The organism is Prevotella sp. P5-126, assembly GCF_002251185.1.
Classification (GTDB): domain Bacteria; phylum Bacteroidota; class Bacteroidia; order Bacteroidales; family Bacteroidaceae; genus Prevotella.
In genome coordinates this window covers 1-20881 of sequence record NZ_NPIZ01000090.1, presented here as the reverse complement: position 1 = coordinate 20881, position 20881 = coordinate 1, and the positions used below count along the sequence as shown (strand labels likewise).

The 20881-nt window shown below is 46.8% G+C and carries 13 protein-coding genes and 1 pseudogene; 10 read left to right on the top strand and 4 right to left on the bottom strand.

Annotated features, from left to right (window positions below; translation table 11 throughout):
* Positions 1-2: 2 nt before the first annotated feature.
* Both porU and CIK90_RS10835 read right to left on the bottom strand, forming a co-directional pair.
* On the bottom strand, positions 3-3545 hold the full coding sequence (gene porU, locus CIK90_RS10840; RefSeq protein WP_094465348.1) for a type IX secretion system sortase PorU: 3543 nt from the start codon (positions 3543-3545) through the stop codon (positions 3-5).
* The gene (locus tag CIK90_RS10835; protein ID WP_094435235.1) at positions 3546-4163 is read right to left on the bottom strand and encodes a fumarylacetoacetate hydrolase family protein; all 618 of its coding nucleotides are present in this window, start codon (positions 4161-4163) and stop codon (positions 3546-3548) included.
* Positions 4164-4522: 359 nt separating this feature from the next.
* Here CIK90_RS10835 and CIK90_RS10830 point away from each other — a divergent pair, with 359 nt between their 5' ends.
* The 4 genes from CIK90_RS10830 (at position 4523) to CIK90_RS10815 (ending at position 10764) form a co-directional block, all read left to right on the top strand.
* Entirely contained in the window at positions 4523-5494 is a 972-nt protein-coding gene (locus CIK90_RS10830; RefSeq protein WP_094389810.1) for a metallophosphoesterase, read from the top strand.
* Between the two features lie 41 nt (positions 5495-5535).
* Positions 5536-8334 carry a TonB-dependent receptor gene (locus tag CIK90_RS10825; protein ID WP_094465346.1) on the top strand — a complete coding sequence of 933 codons (2799 nt, stop codon included), beginning with the start codon at positions 5536-5538 and terminating at the stop codon, positions 8332-8334.
* A gap of 15 nt (positions 8335-8349) precedes the next feature.
* A complete protein-coding gene (locus tag CIK90_RS10820) occupies positions 8350-9732 on the top strand; it encodes a right-handed parallel beta-helix repeat-containing protein (RefSeq protein ID WP_094465344.1) in 1383 nt (460 codons plus the stop codon).
* 753 nt (positions 9733-10485) lie between these two features.
* On the top strand, positions 10486-10764 hold the full coding sequence (locus CIK90_RS10815; protein WP_094465342.1) for a hypothetical protein: 279 nt from the start codon (positions 10486-10488) through the stop codon (positions 10762-10764).
* Positions 10765-10908: 144 nt separating this feature from the next.
* Here CIK90_RS10815 and CIK90_RS10810 read toward each other — a convergent pair.
* A pseudogene (locus CIK90_RS10810) lies at positions 10909-12198 on the bottom strand (ATP-binding protein).
* A 489-nt stretch (positions 12199-12687) separates the two neighbouring features.
* Between CIK90_RS10810 and CIK90_RS10805 the strand changes: the two are divergent.
* The 6 genes from CIK90_RS10805 (at position 12688) to CIK90_RS10780 (ending at position 20283) form a co-directional block, all read left to right on the top strand.
* A complete protein-coding gene (locus tag CIK90_RS10805; RefSeq protein WP_094435239.1) occupies positions 12688-13647 on the top strand; it encodes a hypothetical protein in 960 nt (319 codons plus the stop codon).
* Positions 13648-13785: 138 nt separating this feature from the next.
* Positions 13786-14250 (top strand): copper resistance protein NlpE, encoded by a 465-nt coding sequence (locus CIK90_RS10800; RefSeq protein ID WP_094389815.1) that lies wholly within the window; start codon positions 13786-13788, stop codon positions 14248-14250.
* Positions 14251-14526: 276 nt separating this feature from the next.
* Complete coding sequence (xyn10D/fae1, locus tag CIK90_RS10795) at positions 14527-16665, top strand: bifunctional endo-1,4-beta-xylanase/feruloyl esterase (RefSeq protein WP_094465340.1); 2139 nt, start codon at positions 14527-14529, stop codon at positions 16663-16665.
* A gap of 23 nt (positions 16666-16688) precedes the next feature.
* Positions 16689-18677 carry an alpha/beta hydrolase-fold protein gene (locus CIK90_RS14490; RefSeq protein ID WP_254046337.1) on the top strand — a complete coding sequence of 663 codons (1989 nt, stop codon included), beginning with the start codon at positions 16689-16691 and terminating at the stop codon, positions 18675-18677.
* 231 nt (positions 18678-18908) lie between these two features.
* Complete coding sequence (locus CIK90_RS10785; protein WP_144007266.1) at positions 18909-19343, top strand: hypothetical protein; 435 nt, start codon at positions 18909-18911, stop codon at positions 19341-19343.
* 34 nt (positions 19344-19377) lie between these two features.
* On the top strand, positions 19378-20283 hold the full coding sequence (locus tag CIK90_RS10780) for a DMT family transporter (RefSeq protein WP_094389817.1): 906 nt from the start codon (positions 19378-19380) through the stop codon (positions 20281-20283).
* Positions 20284-20687: 404 nt separating this feature from the next.
* Here CIK90_RS10780 and CIK90_RS10775 read toward each other — a convergent pair.
* Positions 20688-20881: transposase (locus CIK90_RS10775; protein ID WP_216820902.1), on the bottom strand; the 194-nt coding region annotated here is incomplete at its 5' end.

The following is a 20881-nucleotide window of genomic DNA, read 5'->3' as shown; positions in this document are numbered from 1 at the left end:
CGTTATTTATTGCTCAACACTATCAGTTTCTTGGTTTTCGACACCTGTTGTCCTCCCGTACTACCCAAGCGCACCCGATAGAGATAGACTCCGGTAGAAAGGCGATGCCCGTTACTGGCAGACAAATCCCAGTCGATGGTAAGACTTCGGTCTGATGGTGTTGCCTGTTGGCGATGCTGCCAAAGCATGCGCCCTGCCATGTCAAATACCTCAATACTGATGTCGAGCGCTGTACCCACGCGGTCGTGAATGATACGGAAACCGGTAGTGGTAGTGGCAGGATTGCGTGTGGTTTCCACTTCGAACACTCCAGGAGCAAGGCCTTCTACCACACGGAAGTTGAGTTCGCGGGTGGTGACATTGTTTTGCATATCCCAAGCGCGGAACATCAAATGGTGGTCGCCCGCTGTCAACTGGGGAATGCTAAAGCCTACCATGCCACGGGTGTGGCTACCGAAATCATAAGCGAAATAATCGTTGAGGTTGTAAGTCTGTGTGGTTTGTCCGTCAATCACCAAGGTCAGGTTGTGGCCCAAACCATTGCCTGCGGCATTGATACCGCTGGCATCTTCCAGTTCGGCTATGAAATAAGGAGTGGGATTGACGCGCCCTCCATCCACAAAGTCGCTACTATTGAGATAGCAATATACTTCGGGGCCCTCGTTATCATCGGTATTGGCATCGGTTCCGCCCAGAGTAAAACGGGTGCAATGTCCATTGGCAGTCTGCGTGCGGTCGGTATTCACCGCATAGACATGCAGGAGTCCTATGGCATCGGAATAGCTGATGTCACGTGGCACGGTGAAGGAAAACGAGAACACACCCTGCCGGATGCTATCACTTCCAGTAAACAAAGTATGGGTGTGGTCGGTATATACAAAGACTTTCTGTGCCTGTGACGAATCGTTTCGTCGGCACACCACCGTCTCTGCAGCATCACATACCGTGGCGGTAATCTGTCCATTGAAAGCAGGATCAGCCCCCTCCCCCTGCTGCACATGCCCACAAACCTTGACTGTAGTACCGGCAGAGAGTGGTATCGGACGGTCGGTATCTGTCAAAGCCACACCGTTGATGCTATCGATAAGCACCTTTCTGACGGGGAGCGACAAGCGCAAAGCAGGATCGCCAAGTAGGAGAAACTGTAGTTTGTTGGCGGTAAGGTCGCCTCCGGTAGTTATCAATTCGTTCTTTGCTCGGCGCACAGCCTCACCAATAGGCATGGGGCGCCCATCGGAAATATTGAGCAAATGACGCATGAAGGTCTGGTTCATCAGGCGGTTATACGACTGGAAGACGGTGCGCGTGGTACCGTAAAAGGCAATGGCGCCACCATGTGGATTAAGCAGTGCGGTTTCACCGATATTCTCTGTCTGTCCGTCGAAGGGCATCATATCACAAGTGGCAGCAACCCAAAGGGGCAGATGACTGGAAACGGCATTGGCGAAATCTGTAACATCCACCACCTTCTCATGGGATAGGCTTGTTGCAGCGCCATGACCGGAATAGTTCATGACGAGTGCTCCGGTATTCATCAGTTGACGTATCTGCCGTGTCACATCGGGATAACTGTTAGATGTGGCAGACGATGTGCGCTGATAGGCATCCCAAAGAATGCGCCTCACTTGGACAGAAGGCTGTTGGTGTTCGACTTGTTTCGCCACATCATCGGCATCTTCCATGTGCTGGTTTTCGTTGCCGTCGTCGCCCATCACGACAATAAGATTCTGCCAACTGCCCACATCGCGATTGTCTGCATAGGCAATAATCTTATCCACTACCGCCTCCGCCTGACTCACAGTACGCACGGGCAGGCGGCCTACAGCCACATCACTCTTGTCGCTACCCAAGAGATTGGCACCTTCGCCATCGTCAAGGAGCGTAAAATAGTCGTCGCAGACATAGCTGCCGGTACGGCTATAGGAGTTATCGCTCTCATAACAGAGTAGGAACTGATCAGGCTGATACCCTCGCCAAGTGGTGGTAAGCATGCGATTATCCCATGCTCCATCCCCCATCAGCAACAGAAAGCGCGGTTGGTCAGCCTCTGTTGTGGCGCGGTCGTAGAGCATTTTAAGATAGCGGCGGTAGGCATTGGCATCGGGTGTGCCACTACTGAACTCGTTGTAAAGTTGGTCGGCCGCAACGATGCGCACGCGAAGGGTATCGTGGGTTTCGTGCCAATCAGCCAACCGTTGGGCTTGTTCCTGCATCTTACGGTCGGCAGGAATGATGATAATCATATCGGCAGGACCGTCGGCATGGAGGTTCTGATTATTGACCAGTCCCACAATGTCTGGTGCAGGAAATGTTGCGGAAGCGAGATTGGGTGTAGCCTCCGGTGTAGCATGATAGAGCGAGATATGATCGAGACGCACCACAGCCTGAGCATTGACGGGCGTGAGCGTCACTTTATTGTTGGCTGCAAGCAGTTCGGTCACGGGAAAAGTTGCCGTGGCAGTACGCATCTCATCGTATTCGCCACGCGATACCACCGCCAGTTGTCCCACGTTCTGCCCATTGACTCCCACCATCACAGCAGTGGCTTGGTCGGCAGAGAGCGTCACAGTCAGAGATCCGGTATCGTGGTCTTGTGCACCTTGCAACGTAATGCTACGAGGATTGGCAGCTGTGATACGCGTGGCATCATAGAGATTTCTGCCACCTTGATACCATGCATAGTCATCAACCTCATAGAGCGTATGCGTGCGGTCTGCATGCGATTGCCAGTTGGTCAAAAAGGCTTCTGTATCGATTGTAAGTGGATTGTCGCCCTCAGTCAAGAAATAACAACCGTAATTGGCATAGGGATTACGGATGCGCTGATGGTTGCTGTCCCACGTCACAGGGCCTGTTGCCATCAACAGACAACGCCCATCGGAAAGGCGACAGGTTGCCACTTCATGCAAATCGTCGGTGGTTTGCAGATAGTCTGCCGTCAGCCATTCAGGCTGCAAGGCACCACCATAGCCATAGACTTTAACACGCGAGGGATCTGCAAATCCTGCATTTCGCAGCAGTTTGTCGGTCAACTGATAGATACCTGAGGCAGGCACGCTGATTTTCACCCATCTCCCTTCTGCCAATACCGAGTGGTCGGCATAGCGATTGACAGGTGCTGCGGCAGATTGTTGTGTGCGATTGCGTACTGGTTTGGCTTTGGCATCGATGCGAAGCACAAAGCTCACGAGTTTCTGGTGCTTACGTCCGCGCTTCACCAACGGTACGAAAGAAACTTCAAGGCTTCCTTTTTTACGTGCGACGCTGAGTTGTTGGGACATGCGTGGAATACGCGGCAACGATGCGTCTGTAATTTTCTGCAGGCGCTGCACATCGGCATTACCCATCGGGATGAATTCGGGATAGTCGAGACTTACTGTATATACGGAGTCGAGGTATGCGCCACAGAGTGGAATGGAATAGCTTACGCGTGGCAATACAGAGTCGATCCTGACCTCAGAAGCCGTCAGGTTGATGGTGCGTTGTGCGCGACAAGGTGTCAGCAACACGAGCAACACGATAAGACTCAGCCATGCGTGTTTCATCTACTTACAGTTGAACTCCAATACTTTTCGTTCTTCTATCCATCCTTCCAAATGGTCGTCGATATGCACGGGTCCCACTCCAACAGGTGTGCCGGTATAGAGCAGGTCGCCAGTTTTCAGTGTGAAATATTGTGAGATATAGGCAATGAGTTCGTCAACACGATAGATCATATCGCTTGAACAGCCTTCCTGCACCGTCTTGCCATTGATGTCGAGATGGAAATGGAGTGCCTGGATGTCGCGAAACTTCTCCACATCGACCCAGTCGCCAATAACCGCCGAGCCGTCGAAGCCTTTGCAGAGTTCCCAGGGTAATCCTTTCTCGCGTGCTTCGCGCTGCAGATCACGGGCTGTAAAATCGATTCCCACGGTCACGGCATCATAGTATCTGTGAGCGAAGCGTTCTGGAATACTCTTTCCCAATCGGCAGATGCGCACCACCAATTCTGTTTCATAGTCCACCTGACTGCTCCAGTCAGGAATAAAGAAAGGCTTGTGGTCTTTCAACAAAGCCGAATCAGCCTTGGTAAATATCACAGGCTTTTCTGGTTTATATGCCTTTCCGTCCAGTTCTTCGGTATGCTGGAGGTAGTTCATGCCAACGGCGAATATCTTCATAGTGTATGCTTATTATAGATAATGTGTATGTTGATTGCTTATCGTTGCAAAATTAAATAAAAATATCGAGAACTAAGACATTTCCATCAAAAGTATGATGTTTTGTGGCAAATTGACCATCTGTAATGCAGATTTGTAACATCGCGACTGTTCTTTCTCTGACTTGTAACAGTATTGTTACACGACTTTATCAAGATGTTCAAACACTCGTAACACGTTTGACACATCGTCCCACTACCTTTGCACTCGCATTTCACCCACCATGAATGGGTTTGAGATTCGGGTGCTTTAATAGCATATATCGGTATTTCGGAACACTACTTAGATGAGGATAAAATCAATTTTAAAAGAGAAATAAAATGAGAAACAATGTAATGAGAGCATGCGGCAATAGAGTTGCCATGATGCTGATGGCTGTCTGTCTGATGCTTGCCAACGTGCAGGCGCAAGCACAAAATGCCACAGAATGGGAGAAATTGAAAGGTGAAATCACACTTTATATGACCAACGACATGGGTCGGAATGGCTATTACGACCAAAAGCCGATTGCCGAACTGATGGGCGAAATGGCTGATGTGGTAGATCCGGAAGCAGTACTTGCCGTGGGCGATATCCATCATTTCAATGGAGTGGCATCATTGCAAGACCCACTTTGGATGACCAATTACGAGTTGATCTACTCCCATCCCGACCTCATGCTCGACTGGTTTCCTGTTTGCGGCAACCATGAATATCGGGGCAATACCGAGGCTTTCCTCAACTATGGCAAGGTGAGCCGCCGTTGGATGATGCCTGCCAAATACTACACAAAGGTGTTTTCACATAAGAATACCACCATACGCATCGTATTCCTCGACACCACACCCCTTATCGATTCTTATCGCAAGAATGCCGACACATACCCCGACGCGTGTAAGGAGGATATGCAAGCGCAACTCTCTTGGCTCGACGAAACGCTAAAGAATGCCCACGAAGACTGGGTCGTCGTGGTGGGTCACCACCCCATCTACGCCGAGACAGGCAAGAAGGAAACCGAGCGTCTTGATATGCAGAAGCGCCTGTTGCCTGTACTCCATAAATATAATAATGTGGCAATTTACGCCTGCGGACACATCCATAATTTCCAGCATATCGAGAAGAAAGGAGATGCTATCGACTATGTGGTCAACTCATCGTCGTCGTTGGCACGCCCAGTAAAACCTATCGACGGCACCGTATTTTGCAGTTCTGCCGATGGTTTTTCTGTCATCACAGCCGACAAGAATCAGCTCCGCATGTCGATGATTGACAAAGAGGGCAAAGTGATTCACACGATAGAAAAAAGCAAATAAAAGGAAGCAGAGAGAAGTATTCTACTGAGACATATATTGAGATGAAAAGATTTTTAATCAGTGCGGCATTGCTTGCCGCCGTGACAGCTACTATCCAAGCCCATACGCTGGATGGATCTGTCAAGGACAACAAAACGGGCGAACCGCTCATCGGAACTGTGATCCGAGTGAAAGAGTTGCCTGAAGTGACCACCACTACAGGCCTCGACGGAACTTTCACCCTGCATGAATTGCCCAACAAGGGAAAGTTCACCCTTATCGTTTCCTACATTGCCTACAAGACTCAGGAGATTGTGGTGGATGTTGCCAAGAAAGACAAACTCGACATTCCGATGACTGAAGATCAGAAGGAACTTGGCGAAGTGGTGGTGACGGGTCATCGCGAATATCGCTCCGACCGTAGTGCCGTAGAAACCGTAAAGGCGGCTGGCAATGTGATCAACGTGATTAGCCAGCAGAGCATCCAACTGTCTCCCGACGTCAATGTGGCCAGTGTGCTTCAGCGCGTATCGGGTGTCACGATGGAGCGCGATGCCTCGGGTGAGGCTTCTTATGCCATTCTCCGTGGCATGGACAAACGCTACAATTACACGCTTGTGAACGGGGTGAAGATTCCAAGTCCCGATGACAAGAACCGCTACATCCCGTTGAACATCTTCCCAAGCGACCTGATGGATCGCCTCGTAGTATCGAAGTCGTTGACTGCCGACATGGAAGGTGATGCTGCCGGTGGAGTGGTCGATATGGTCATGAAGGACGCTCCTTCACGTTTTCAGCTCCAAGCCAATGCTGCCATTGGAGCGAGCGATTACTTCTGGAAAGACGGCAGAGACTATCTCACAAGCAACCGTTCTGACTATACCCACAAGTCGCCTTACGAGGCTTTCGGTTCGGAATACAAGGCAAGCATGAGCGACTTTAAGAATGGTCCGATGCAACTAAAGAGTCACTCCGCTCCAAGTCCCAACTTCATTGGTGGCATCAGCATAGGCAATCGCTTCTGGAAAGACCGCTTGGGCGTGATAGTTGCAGGTAGCATACAAAACACCTTCCGGGGGACTGAGCGCACTTATAATTCTGTAAAGATGGCTTCGGGCGAACAGGCCATGTATATTTCCAAGCTGCAACACCGCTACTACAGCATCCACGATTTGAATACGGGTGTTCATGCCAAACTGGACCTGACTTTGCCTGGTCACAAGTTGGAATGGTATAATATGTATGTGCATACCAACTCCAAAGGTATCAGATACAGCAATGGCATCGGTACTGAATATATCGGCGAAAACAGTTATACGCAAGATGACGAGATGCGATCTACCTCTACCACGCAAAGCATTTTTGCCACCAATCTGAAGGGCACTCACCATCTCACCAAGGATTTCACCATCGACTGGGCGGGAATTTTTTCTCAAGCCAAAGAGGAGGATCCCGATAGAACCTACGCCACACTGAGCAACACAGTGACTACCGACAACACAGAGGGGGATGCCGTTTCCGGCTCGATCTGGTCGCCCAACAAGACCATTAGCAAGACGTATCCAAAAAATGCGGAACGCCGATTCCAACACAACAGAGATACCGATTGGGCTGGATACATCAACCTCACTTACAACACCCGTTTCGGAAACGATATGGAAGCTATTTGGAAAACTGGCGGGCAGTATCGTCGCAAGGAACGCAGCAACAGATACTATTCCTACATCTTCAATCCTGCCGATACCGAACTGACGTTGGATGACAATAGTCTGGAGCAGTTTGGCCATATCGAATGGACATGCAGAACTCCATACTCGCAAGCCTCACAACTCAACTACGACTCTAAGGAACATATCGGTGGAGCCTATGCCATGGTGACCATGAAGAGTCAATTGGGCGAGGTGAATGTTGGTTTCCGCGCAGAACACACCAACCAGATATACACCATGCTGCAACACTTCCGCAACATGGGACAGGTGGGAGAACAGAGCTACTGGGACTATCTGCCCTCTGCCAATATCAAGTGGACACCTACACAAAAGATGAATGTGCGTCTATCCTACTATCGTTCCATCAACCGACCTGGATTCTACGAGATTGTGCCTTATCAGATTCAGGGCGAGGAATATCAGGAGAAGGGTAATCCTAATCTGAAGCGAGCACGCATCGACAATATCGACTTGCGATGGGAGTGGTTTCCGTCAAAGAATGAGCAGATACTGGCTGGCGTATTCTATAAATACCTGAAGGATCCTATCGAACAGGTGTTTGTCACTTCCGACGGTAAGATTGGTGCGGGAACCGATGCCTACTATATGCCCGACAATTTGGGAAATGCCAAAAACATGGGTTTCGAAATCGACGTCATCAAGTATATCCGCCACTTTGGTATAAAGGCAAACTACACCTATACCTATTCGAGAATCACCACATCAAAGCGTGAATATCAAGAGGGCAGCGCGGAATATAAGACGGGAGTGACCCAGACCCGACCTCTGGTAAATCAGGCTCCACACACCGCCAACCTCTCTCTGCTGTATAAGGATACCGAACACGGATGGAATGGACAACTCGCGGCTTCGTTCACTGGCACCAAACTGGCATTGGTATCACCTTTCAAAGATGCCGACCAATGGGACAAAGCCATGTTTGGACTCGATCTTAGCGCCGAAAAACAATTCATGAACGGATTCTCTATCTTCTTCAAAGCCAACAATCTGCTCGATGCCAAACGAGAGAGATACCTCAAGACGGTGAACCCTGCCAACCTTGAATATGAGGGACAGCAGAGTGATAAGACCATCATAGGAACGTATAAATACGGCAGAACATTCCTTTTGGGAGTAAGATATAAACTATAAAAAACAAGAACAAATATGAAACAGATAAATACTTTCGCCTGCATGTTGATCATGGCAACGACAGTGTTCTCAACAGCATGCGAGAACGACAATATCAATCCATACGATTACGTAAACAACAACAATCAGGATAATAATAACCAAGGTTCTACCGATGCCATCAAAACATCGTTTGCCGAATACCCCATAGGGTCGCTGGTATGGACCAAAGACACTACGCTGACCGAGAGCATAGAAATTCCGGAAGGCACTTCGCTCTACATCGAACCGGGTGTGACTGTCACTTGCCAGGCTGAAGTGCAAGTGCCCATCGAAATCGTGGTATTGGGCAACCTCTACTGTATGGGTACTGCCGAGAAGCCCGTTGTGTTTACTTCAGACGACAAGAAACCTGAGGCATGGGGTGGTATCATCTGCGGATACAATTCGGAAGAAGTGGTGCTCAACCATGTAGAGATAGCCTACGCAGGAGCAACACCTACAGAAAACTCCATCTCGTTTCAAAGAAAACTCTTCAAAACTACTATCGATGGCGGTGTGCCTGCCTTCCATTTTTGCAATGTAAACGGTAAGTTTGTGATTGCAAACAGTTTCTTCCACGATGCCTACAACGACCTAACCTACTTTACTGGCGGCAATGCCGTCATTGTCAACAGCATCTTTGCTGATTGCGGAAACAAGACCGATGGTGGCGAAGCTATCAACGTGAAGGCTGGATGCAAATTTGATGTGGCTAACAATATCATCTACAATGCCTGCACCAATGCTTTCAAACTCTCAAATGCGGGTAACAGCGAGGTGATTCCTCTCACCGAAATGACCGTATATAACAATACGGTTGTAGATTGTGGATGGCGTCGCGCCAAAAACACAAAAGGCGGTTCGGTATGGGTCGAGAAGGCTGCAAAGCCCATTTTCGTCAACAATTTGATCTACGATTCACGCTTCGGACTGAAACAACCTAAGCAGGACGGTGCAGATATGGAGCACAGCCGACTCACTCCCAACTATTATTTCGCCTCAACAGAAACGGGTGTGAAACAAATGGAGAAAGGGGCTTCACTCGGCATTTGGTTTGATACCGACATCAAGAGCGGCGTTGCCGGACAACTCGACCCACTATTCGAAAATTTCAAACAAAGCAGTAACATGAATATCAATTGCGAATCAGATGATGTGGAAAAAGGTGCTCCACTCGCCTTCGACAAGGCATGGAACTTCGACGTGAAAGCCGAAAGTCCTGCACGCTCTGGCGGTGTTACCGATTTTGCTCGCCTTTTCCCCAACGGCATTCCTTTCTTTGGCATGAAAAAGGTAGTTTTCTTGGATAACAACAACGATCAGAACTACTACTTCACAGCTCCACTGCCAAGCGCCAGATTCGGAGCAACGATGTAATATCGGTTCGTTGAATATCGTGCCACCCATAACTATATGTTCATCCATACACTTCTTCGTGTGGGTTGACATATAGATATGGGTGGATTTCATATGCATTATTCACGCACGAAAAATAACTACGACACAATCTATTCGTAGGCATATAGGAATCGCTATTCTCTTGTTTTTGGATAGCCCTAACGATAGTTTCCACACAAACTGGTATCAATGTAAATGCTACACTTGTTTTTTTCAGCGTTTTTCTAACGCCTGACAAAAGTTTTGTCTAACGTTGGATAATGGTTGTGTCAAACGTTGGATAATAGTATTATCAAACGTTGGATAATAGTATTGTCAAACGTTGGATAATGGTTGTGTCCAACGTTGAAAAGAGTTATATCAAACGTTGGGTAAAAGTTATTTCAAACATTGCGAAAGAGTTGTGTCAAACGTTGGGTAAATGTAGTTTCCAGCGATAGGCAATCGATTCAAACACGTCAGACTACCAGGGAAAGAAAAATATAGTTGGTGGTCGATCGGTGGTCGAAGGGTGGTCGATTCCACAATATCGAACACCATATAAGTCTTTACTACTCAGAGACATAACCATCACGGGTGGTCGGTGGTCGAAAAAACAACACATCGCGCATGCGCATACGCGCGTGAACATCACGCGAAAGATGAGGGCAACAGGAATACTATGGCTATTATACCAAACCTTTCAAGAAATACCTGAGCATCAAGACTGCAAAAGGATACCTGAAGCGACTGATGTTGCCCAAAGGTGCAGAAGACGTAAAATTCTCACCGGAACTCTACAAACGCACAGTGGAATATCTGACCCACAACGATCCTAAGATGATCTATATCTATGGTGACCTTGACCCATGGGGCGCATCGGGCGTTGCCGGACTACCATTCACCAAAAACAAAACCAACTTGCATGTATATGTTTGCAAGGGTGGTTCACACCGCACACGAATTCTCTCATTCCCCGAACCCACCAGACAGGAAATCATCAACCTCATCAGTGGATGGCTGAAGGAATAGGCAACTGTTCAAAGATAAGAACCAATAAGTGATTCCAACAGGCGAAAGCATTTCAAAAGTAGGGAGTGGTGGCGGGATTCAGAAACGTAGTGCAGATAGGTTTGTAGAGGATTATTAACGAGCTACTTTGCTTGACCGATGTTATTATTGTAGGAAAGCTCCGTATAACGGCATATTTGTGATGTTCTTTTGTTGGCGGTATGGCAGCATAGAATAGCGTATGGCTGATATGTCAGGATGTTCCATAAGATAGTTGTGCAGCGAAGTGGCCTTTATGCTTGTTCCTCCCTTCACCTCTATAGGCAATAGGGCACCATTGCGTTGAACAAGGAAATCCATTTCCATACGAGATGTGTCAGAACTGTAATAGTAGATGGGATTGATGCCTGACGCAAGCAACTGTTGAAGAACATACTGTTCGGTGAACGCTCCTTTATACTCCGTAAACACGTTATCACCAAGCAACACATCCTTGGCTGCGGTATCTGCCATAGCCCCCATCAGTCCACAATCGCATAGATAAAGCTTGAATGCCGACAAGTCTTCATAAAACTTCAAGGGCAATTCCGGCTTTGTCACCTTTGTTATCTTATACACTAAACCAGTATCCACCAACCATTGTATGGCCAGTTCAAACTCCTTGGCTCTGCCACCCTTCTTCAATACACCATACACAAATTTCTTGTTCTCTTTAGAAAGTTGGCCCAATATCGACTGCCATACCATGTCTATGCGCGGCACCTCTTGCGTAGGAGCATGCTTGGAGAAGTCGCTGGCATAGTTGGAGAGAATTTCGTTCTGTATAGTGCGCACTTGGTTTAACAATCTGTTTTCCACATACGTCTTCACTACTTCAGGCATTCCACCCACGTAATAGTATTGTCGCAAATAGTCTTTCAGTTTCTCATGAAAGGCATTCATCAGCTCATAGTCCTTGCTATGCATAAGTTTTAATAGTTGATCTTCACCCATTGCCATAAGAAATTCCTCAAAATCCATAGGAAATAGTCGCATGGTCTGTACCTTGCCTACAGGAAAAGACACTCCTGTATGCAAGGCTACTCCTAACAACGAACCTGCAACTACAATATGATACTCTGGGGCATCTTCGCAGAAATACTTCAATGCTTCCAATGCTTGTGGAAATGCTTGCACCTCATCTAAGAATATAAGAGTCTTGCCGGGGATTATATCCACTCCGGTCAAAGCACTTAATCCTCTAATAATTCTTGCTGTGTCAAAGTCGCTTGAATATATTGCATGCAGACTCTCATTCCTATCACAACTGACGTAAACAAGATTATCAAACTCTTTTTGGCCGAATTCTTTTAGAATATAGGTTTTTCCACATTGTCTTACTCCATTTTATACCAATGGCTTACGACGCTCTTGGTTCTTCCAATCTACAAGCTGAGTATATATCTTTCTTTTCATAGATTTACACTTTTAGACACATAACAATGGCAATATCTTACACTTTCTGACACATAAAATCATCACAAAGATACACTTTTTGACACATACATCCAAATAAACATAGCAAAACAATTGGGTTATTATGTTTTTTTAAGCATAATATTTAAGCAAGCTTGCTATTCTGCATTCGATTTGCACTATCTTTGAGGCAATGCCTCTTCGATAGGCTACACCTCGGAAATAAAAGAAAAACTACGTTTCTCTTTGTATTTCTCTCGGTTTGCACTATCTTTGGACTTGAAGCCCCAAGATACTCACGTTCGGCAAAGCAGAAGAAAAAAATACTTTTTCTTTTGCTTTTCGCTCACTTAATCGTATCTCTGCAATCTCATTGCTTAGATAGGCTACACCTCGGAAGTACAAAGAAAAAAGTGTTTTTTCTTTGTACTTCTCTCGGTTTGCACTATCTTTGCACGGAAAATGGTTAGATACTGCATCATAACACTAATGGTCTGGCTATCACTTGCCAGCGGAAAGGCACAGACTACAGATGTGCGCTGCCTCGACTTTATGGGTGTGCCCATCGAGGGAGCGGTCGATTCGTTCCTTGTACGCATACAAGAGAAAAACTTCACACCATGGGGAGATTCGGGAGATGGCGAAGACTATTATTTCCGGGGAAACTTCTATGGCATACGTGCCAAACTGATGGTTAGTGCCGATAAAGACACCAAACGGGTTGAATCGATGTATTTCACCGTGGGACCCTATCGTACCAAAGAGATGATGAACCGCAATACGGCTTATTTCCTCCGCAAACTGTCGCAAGACTATGGCAACTATACCACACGAAACGGATCATACTATTTCTTCAACGACTATGGCAATGTGAAAGTATCTATCACTAAAAACAACGATGGGGCTTCGGATATCAATATCTTCTTCCAACCTACTACTCCTTTTTATAAAGATGCGGTACTGTTGGGACTGAAAGGCAATGTGCAAGAGGTGATGACCACCAATCCGGTGTCGGAGAATGCCATGGAGCGTTTCGCACGAGACGGCAAGATGGAGAATCCTGACATCATGGAGCGCATATATAATGAATATGGTTATCTGACAAAGGCGAAGATGCTGGAACGCAACGGCACAAGCAGCATCAGTTATGAGTATGATGACAGAAACAGACTGGTGCGCCGCACGCTGACCAACGAGAAAGCTGCCATCACCTATGTCAATGAGTATATCTACAACGAAAAGAACGAAATACTCAACGAGAGTCAAAAGGTTTATAATGAACAGAAGGAGTGTCTGATGTCGGTCAATATGCGCAATGAATATACCGCCCACGACGATGACGGCAACTGGACACGCAACCAACTCAACATCGTGTATTGGGAGAAAGATGCACAAAGCCAATCTACCAACGTGGTGCAGACACGCAAGATTCGCTATTGGGATGAATAACAATACAGGTGCAACACCCTCCTACTCCACATAAACTTCCACATACAACAATCCCACTCATTAGATGATGAAACGGGAACTTCATCAGGAAAAGTGTGGATTACCCTTGACTATTTATCAAAACAAAGTGTATAAAATATGAAAAAGACAATTATTTTAGCAGTAGCCGTTATTGCTGCAATGTTTGTTGTTTCATGCAATGGCAACAAGACAACAGGTCAGAAAACTGATACAGATAGCCTCAGCTGTGTAGAGAGTGATTCGCTGCAGGCTGATGGCATTGCTATCGAATCGATTGCGGGCACCTATGAGGGAACACTCCCCGCAGCAGATTGCCCAGGAATCAAGACTGTCTTGACACTCAACAGCGATAGCACTTACCAGTATGCTGCCGACTACATCGACCGCAAGGATGGACACGACGAGGCAAGTGGCATCTTCAAGGTATCAGCAAATCACGTGATTGAGATTATCCGCCCATCAAGTGGTGAGGCCTCTTACTACAAGGTTAAGGATGACAATAGCCTTATCATGACCGATTCGCTCGGCAACGAGCCTGAAGGAGAAATGGCTAAACACTATGTGCTGACAAAGAAAAACTAAACTTCAAGCAGAAAGCACTCACGCTATCATACGAAACGAGTCCACGGAAACCATGTTTCGTGGACTCGTTGTTTTTGTCTTCTTATTCAAGAATAATCAATATCAGGACATCTATACTTGCTTCCGATTCCATCCCACACACCATTTCAACATCTTTATCTATTATCTCAACCAGCAGAAATGAAAGAACCGAAAAAGAATGTGTTACACCGCATGACCATTACTACATATTTTATATGTATCTTTGCATCATCCTAAAACAATTAAACTAAAGACATGAAGATCAAACAAAAGATTGTATGGGTTGCTCTTGCTGCAATCAGCGCAACAACCGCTCAGGCACAGGGTTTGAAAGATGCCTACAAAGACTATTTCACTATTGGTGTGGCTGTCAATAAGCACAATATTGCACAGCCTGAACAAATCGCACTGATCAAGCGCGAATTTAACAGTGTGACTGCCGAGAATGATATGAAACCTGTATCGGTACACCCGAAAGAAGGTGTATGGAACTGGGGGGCTGCAGACAGTATTGCCAACTTCTGTCGACAGAATGGTATCAAACTGCGCGGACATTGTCTGGTTTGGCACAGCCAGTTCTCCGACTGGATGTTTACCGATAAAAAAGGTAAGGAAGTGAAAAAAGAGGTGTTCTACCAACGCTTGCGCGAACATATCCATACTGTGGTCAACAGATATAAGGACATTGTATATGCATGGGATGTGGTCAACGAAGCCATGAACGACAACAACATGATGCGCTTCCGTCCTGGACAGGAGCCTTCTCCCTATCGCCAAAGTCGTCTGTTCAAACTTTGTGGCGATGAATTTATTGCCAAAGCTTTTGAATATGCCCATGAGGCAGACCCCAACGCTCTGCTGTTCTATAACGACTACAACGCTGCAGACCCCAAGAAGTGCGAGCGAATATACAATATGGTGAAGAAGATGCAGGATGCCGGTGTACCAATCACTGGTATTGGTATGCAGGGGCACTACAACATCTATGGACCATCGGAAAAGGATATTGATGCTGCACTGACCAAATATTCTCAGTTGGTAAAACATATCCACATCACCGAACTCGACATCCGTACCAATGAGGAAATGGGTGGACAGTTGCAGTTCTCACGTGGTCAAGCCGTAGCACAGCCCGCATATATTGCTGCACTGCAGGAAGACCAGTATGCACGTGTGTTCCGCGTATTGCGCAAACACAAGGACGTGATTGACAACGTAACATTTTGGAATCTTTCTGACCGCGACTCCTGGCTTGGCGTGAATAACCATCCGTTGCTCTTTGATGCAAACTACAAAGCCAAGAAGGTATATAGCGTAGTAAAGGACTTCAATGTTGCACTCGACCAACATCAGCCTAAGGAAGACTTTGTACCCAGTTCAAAGAACCAGCCTGGACAACAGTATCCTATGGTCAACTCTGAGGGTTATGCCCGTTTCCGCATTGTAGCTCCAGATGCCAAATCTGTTATTGTAAGTCTCGGATTAGGTGGTCGTGGCGGTACAGTACTGCGCAAAGACAAGGACGGCGTATGGACTGGAACTACAGAAGGTCCTATGGATGAAGGTTTCCACTATTATCACCTGACCATTGATGGTGCTGTGGTAAACGACCCAGGTGCCAACAACTACTATGGTTCATGCCGTTGGGAGAGTGGTATTGAGATTCCTGCCCACGATCAAGCATTCTATGAGAACCGCATGAATGTGGCTCATGGTCATGTACAACAGGTATTGTTCCCCTCAAAAAGCACCAACACCGTGCGTCGCGCTTTTGTCTATACTCCACCGACGTATGGCAAAAACAAGAAAGAACGCTTCCCTGTACTCTATCTGCAACACGGATGGGGCGAGGACGAAACAGCTTGGAGCAACCAAGGTCATGCCAACCTTATAATGGACAACCTGATTGCAGAAGGTAAGTGCAAACCGTTTATCATTGTGATGACCTACGGCATGACCAACGATGTGCGCTTCGGACATATCAATAAGTTTGATGCCAAGGAGTTTGAAACCGTATTGGTGGATGAGCTCATTCCTTATATTGATGCCAATTTCCAGACCAAGGCTGACCGCAGCAATCGTGCAATGGCAGGATTGTCAATGGGTGGTTTTGAAACCAAACTCATCACCATGCGCCGCCCAGAGATGTTTGCATACTGGGGACTGCTGAGCGGTGGACAGTACGAACCTGCCGATCTGAAAGATAAGGGCGAGGTGAAACTGATCTTCCAAAGCTGTGGTAGCAAAGAGCGTCCCGAAGCCATCAACGCTTCAACAGCTCGCTTGAAAGAAGCTGGTTTCAACGCTGTGGGACATATCTCTGAGGGCACAGCCCACGAGTTTCTGTCATGGCGCCGTGCCCTGCACACTATGGCACCGCTGCTCTTCAAATAAAGCATATAGTCAAAAATACTATAATGAAAAAATCTATCTTATCATTACTTATGCTCTGCTGTGCCATCGTGATGATGGCACAGCCACAGAGCGCACCAGGCGGATTCAAAATGCCTGAAACCAATCCGCAGTACAAGGATTTGAACTATGCAGGCGATAGTTTGGAAGCTCACCGACTGGACATCTATCTACCTGCTACAGGTCATGAGAAGTATAAAGTGGTGATGGTAATATATGGTAGCGCATGGTTTGCCAACAACATGAAGGCCATGGGCTATCTATCAATCGGCAAACCTCTGGTGGATGCCGGCTTTGCCGTAGTAAGCATCAACCATCGTAGTAGCGGTGACGCAAAATTCCCTGCACAGATCAACGATGTGAAAGCCGCCATCCGCTATATTCGTGCCCATGCCGAGGACTATCATCTCGACACCTCGTTCATCGGCATCACAGGATATTCTTCTGGTGGTCATCTGTCATCGCTGGCTGGTGTAACCAACCACATGAAGACACACACCGTAGGTAAGACCACGGTAGATATCGAAGGCAATGTAGGGCATTATACAGACTATTCCAGTGAAGTGGATGCTATAGTGGATTGGTTTGGACCAGTCGATATGGCAACTATGGAACGCTGCGAGACTGTAAAAGATGCCAAATCACCAGAAGCCGCACTGATAGGTGGTGCGCCTGCCGATATGCCTGACATGATTTCACTCACCAGTCCTTACAGCTACGTCACACCAAACATTCCTCGTTTCCTCGTCATACATGGCAATTCCGACAGCGTAGTGCCTTACTGTCAGAGCGAGCGTTTTGCTGCGGCACTGAAGAAAAACGGACGGTTGGAAAAGTTCATCACCGTGGAAGGTGGCGAGCATGGTCCTGTGACATTCAACGAAAATACCTTCAACGAAATGGTGACGTTCTTCCAACAAGAGGCCAAAGCCAAGCAAGCACTCGCTAACCAAGAAGGACAGCCTTCACTCTGGAATATCCGCGGACAACATTATCCTAAGGTATTGGCCGACCATCGTGTGGTATTCCGCGTCAAGGCTCCTACTGCCAAACATGTGCAGATAGACCTTGGACGAAAATATGATATGTATAAAGACCGTGATGGCATATGGACTTGTGTGACTGATCCGCAGAGCGAAGGTTTCCACTACTATTTCCTCGTAATAGACGGAGTACGTGTGGCAGATCCGCAGAGTGAATCGTTCTATGGCTGTTCGATGATGACCAGCGGTGTAGAGATTCCCTATGATGACATCAAAGCTCCACGCTTTGCCCAACGTGATGTTGCTCGTGGCGACGTACACCGCAAACGATACTTCTCAAAGGTTGACAACAAATGGAAAACCATGTATATCTATACCCCTGCAGCCTACGATACCAATCCCAAAGCCACCTTTCCCGTGCTCTATCTGCAGCATGGTGGCGGTGAGGACGAACGCGGATGGAGCAACCAAGGACTGACAGATATCATTCTCGACAACTTGATTGCCGATGGCAAGGCTGTGCCAATGGTTGTAGTGATGATGGATGGCAACACCAGCGACTTTACTGCCGAATGGACACAAGAGGGGATTCCTTTCGTAGAGAAGAACTTCCGAGTGAAGAAAGGCATGAAGTATCGTGCCTTAGCCGGACTGTCAATGGGCGGAATACATACACTCAACGCCTTGGTGTCAAGTCCTGACCTGGTGAGCTATGCCGGTGTATTCAGTTCGGGATGGTTTAAAGAACGAGTACCTTGGGCATCGTTTATTGATACGGAGGCATGTTACAAAACGCTGAAAGAAAAGGTTGCCATTTACAATAAGAACCTCAAGAAACTTTGGCTGTCAATGGGCGGAGAAGAAGACATCGCCTATGAAAACTGCAAAGCCATGCGTGCACGCTTTGACGAAATGGGTTTGAAATACGACTACTACGAGTACCCAGGCGGTCACACTTGGCCTGTATGGCGCGAAAGCATCTATCAATTTGCACAACTGATTTTCAAATAATTCATTACTTTTGATTCAACATGGACTGCTCCGGTGATGGAGCAGTCCATTTTTTCTTTGTATTTTCCATCCTGCATCTATCCTTTTTCTGTCAACAACCGAAAAAAATTGTCGTCATAGAGAATAGTATCAAACTGTCAGACAAAACAGCAACACGCTTAGTCTTGCAGATTTCCAAATAAATGTTTGGTCATTACAATCATAAGGTGTAATTTTGCAAAACAAACCCCAATGATATCCAACATGCACCGAAACCACCAGATGCGTACGAGTATGACCAACTATCAGTTCTCACGTATGGGTGATAAGGAAGCGGAGATACGCTCTGAGTTATACTTCCACAAGATGATGAATCAGGCCGACAGATTCGCCAAATTCAAAGATCCACTTAACAGATACTACCTCATCTCGGCATTCGTCAATCTGGTGATATTGCATGCAGAGGCAGGAAATATCCCGTTGAAAGAGTGTCTGAACATGAGCAAAACCATGGAACGCATCTATGCCCAACCCGAATCGCAAGCCATTCTTCAAAAAGACAGTCTGCTGAACGAATATGCCAAGCTCAAGGCGGTGGTGCGAGACGGACGCTACGATAAATACTATACGCTCTATAAGAGATATATGAGCGATAAGAAACCTGTAAAGACGACAAAGAAGGAATAACAAACTTACAGCAAATCCAAAAAAACGCCTTAATATGACACAAGAAAACAACCCACACAACTATCTGAGACTACACATCGGCATACTGTTGGCGGGAGCTACCGGTATCTTCGGGCGTATCATCGCACTAACAGAGATTCCTTTAGTTTGGTATAGAATGCTTATTGCAGCCATCGTACTATGGATTGTAATGCGCATGAACCACCGCGTCAGCATACCCGAACGCCACCAACTTGCACGTATTGCTGGATGTGGCATACTGCTGGCTATTCACTGGGTATTGTTCTACGCCAGTATCAAAGCATCAAACGTAAGTATCGCTGTGGTCTGTATCGCACTCAACGGATTCTTTACTGCCATCATCGAACCGCTCATCGGACACCGACGCATGTCGTGGCATGAACTGGCACTCAGTCTTCTCACTCTGGCAGGCATCCTACTCATCTTCGGTCTGGATACCAGACATCGCACAGGTATCATCATCGGTACATTCTCATCGCTGTTCTACACTTTATTCTCCATTACCAGCAAACGTGTACAACAGCAAACCGGACGCTCAAGCAGCACCATGCTACTCTACGAATTGCTGGCAGGATGGGGCGCTCTGACAGTCATACTGCCAATATATCTCCACCTCTACCCCACCGCAACACTATTGCCTACGGGTATCGACTGGGCCATGATATTGATGTTTGCATCGGTGTTTACCATCGGTCCGTTCCTCACACAGCTACAAGCACTACGCACCATATCAGCATTCACCGTCAATCTGAGCTATAACCTCGAACCGCTTTATAGCATCGTACTCGCCATGATGCTCTTCGACGAAGGACAAGAACTCAATGGCGCATTCTGGTTTGGCGTACTGCTCATCATCCTTTCGGTAGTATTACAAACAGCATTATCAAGGCGAGCCGAAGCAACAATATGCGGTAAATGATACTTACAGATAGTCAGACAATCAATTAGGATTTATTATCGGCAAAAGAAACAGACACCACTCTGCCGTGTTTTTACTAACGAGAACGGTCAAGTCAAAGAGAACATCACACTTCCTGCACATGCCAAGCAAGTTTATCTCTATGCCAACGGCTTCGGCATACCCACCATTCTGAAATCAACTGCCATATCACTATTGATGCAACCCAAACTGCGCAGACTCGTGCCGCACAGCCAGCTATGACACGCGCTGCAAATGCAGAAAAGCAATACAGGGCGTGGACAGTAGATGAAACCAACAAACTAAACTGTCATCAGATAACGTGAAGACCTCGACACCCTTTATAGGATGCCGAGGTCTTATTACATTCTTACAGCTACTAATTTTAACGTGAGTTCGACGAATTAGAATAAGGTCAATTGTCTATCAATAGTCCTTTGAACGGCAATTGTAGGTTTCTTAGGAAAGAAGCAATATGCTGCCAAAGCTCCAAGAGTATTGACAATGAAGTTGTCGAAAGATCTGTGTCTGGAATGTTCCACCTGTGCAATATTCTTAAGTTCATCGTTAACGGTCTCTATGATAGCCCGCTTTCTAA

Coding starts and splice junctions, on each gene's coding strand:
- porU (WP_094465348.1), bottom strand. CDS start 3,545: ATGAAACACGCATGGCTGAGTCTTATCGTGTTGCTCGTGTTGCTGACA.
- CIK90_RS10835 (WP_094435235.1), bottom strand. CDS start 4,163: ATGAAGATATTCGCCGTTGGCATGAACTACCTCCAGCATACCGAAGAA.
- CIK90_RS10830 (WP_094389810.1), top strand. CDS start 4,523: ATGAGAAACAATGTAATGAGAGCATGCGGCAATAGAGTTGCCATGATG.
- CIK90_RS10825 (WP_094465346.1), top strand. CDS start 5,536: ATGAAAAGATTTTTAATCAGTGCGGCATTGCTTGCCGCCGTGACAGCT.
- CIK90_RS10820 (WP_094465344.1), top strand. CDS start 8,350: ATGAAACAGATAAATACTTTCGCCTGCATGTTGATCATGGCAACGACA.
- CIK90_RS10815 (WP_094465342.1), top strand. CDS start 10,486: ATGTTGCCCAAAGGTGCAGAAGACGTAAAATTCTCACCGGAACTCTAC.
- CIK90_RS10805 (WP_094435239.1), top strand. CDS start 12,688: ATGGTCTGGCTATCACTTGCCAGCGGAAAGGCACAGACTACAGATGTG.
- CIK90_RS10800 (WP_094389815.1), top strand. CDS start 13,786: ATGAAAAAGACAATTATTTTAGCAGTAGCCGTTATTGCTGCAATGTTT.
- xyn10D/fae1 (WP_094465340.1), top strand. CDS start 14,527: ATGAAGATCAAACAAAAGATTGTATGGGTTGCTCTTGCTGCAATCAGC.
- CIK90_RS14490 (WP_254046337.1), top strand. CDS start 16,689: ATGAAAAAATCTATCTTATCATTACTTATGCTCTGCTGTGCCATCGTG.
- CIK90_RS10785 (WP_144007266.1), top strand. CDS start 18,909: ATGATATCCAACATGCACCGAAACCACCAGATGCGTACGAGTATGACC.
- CIK90_RS10780 (WP_094389817.1), top strand. CDS start 19,378: ATGACACAAGAAAACAACCCACACAACTATCTGAGACTACACATCGGC.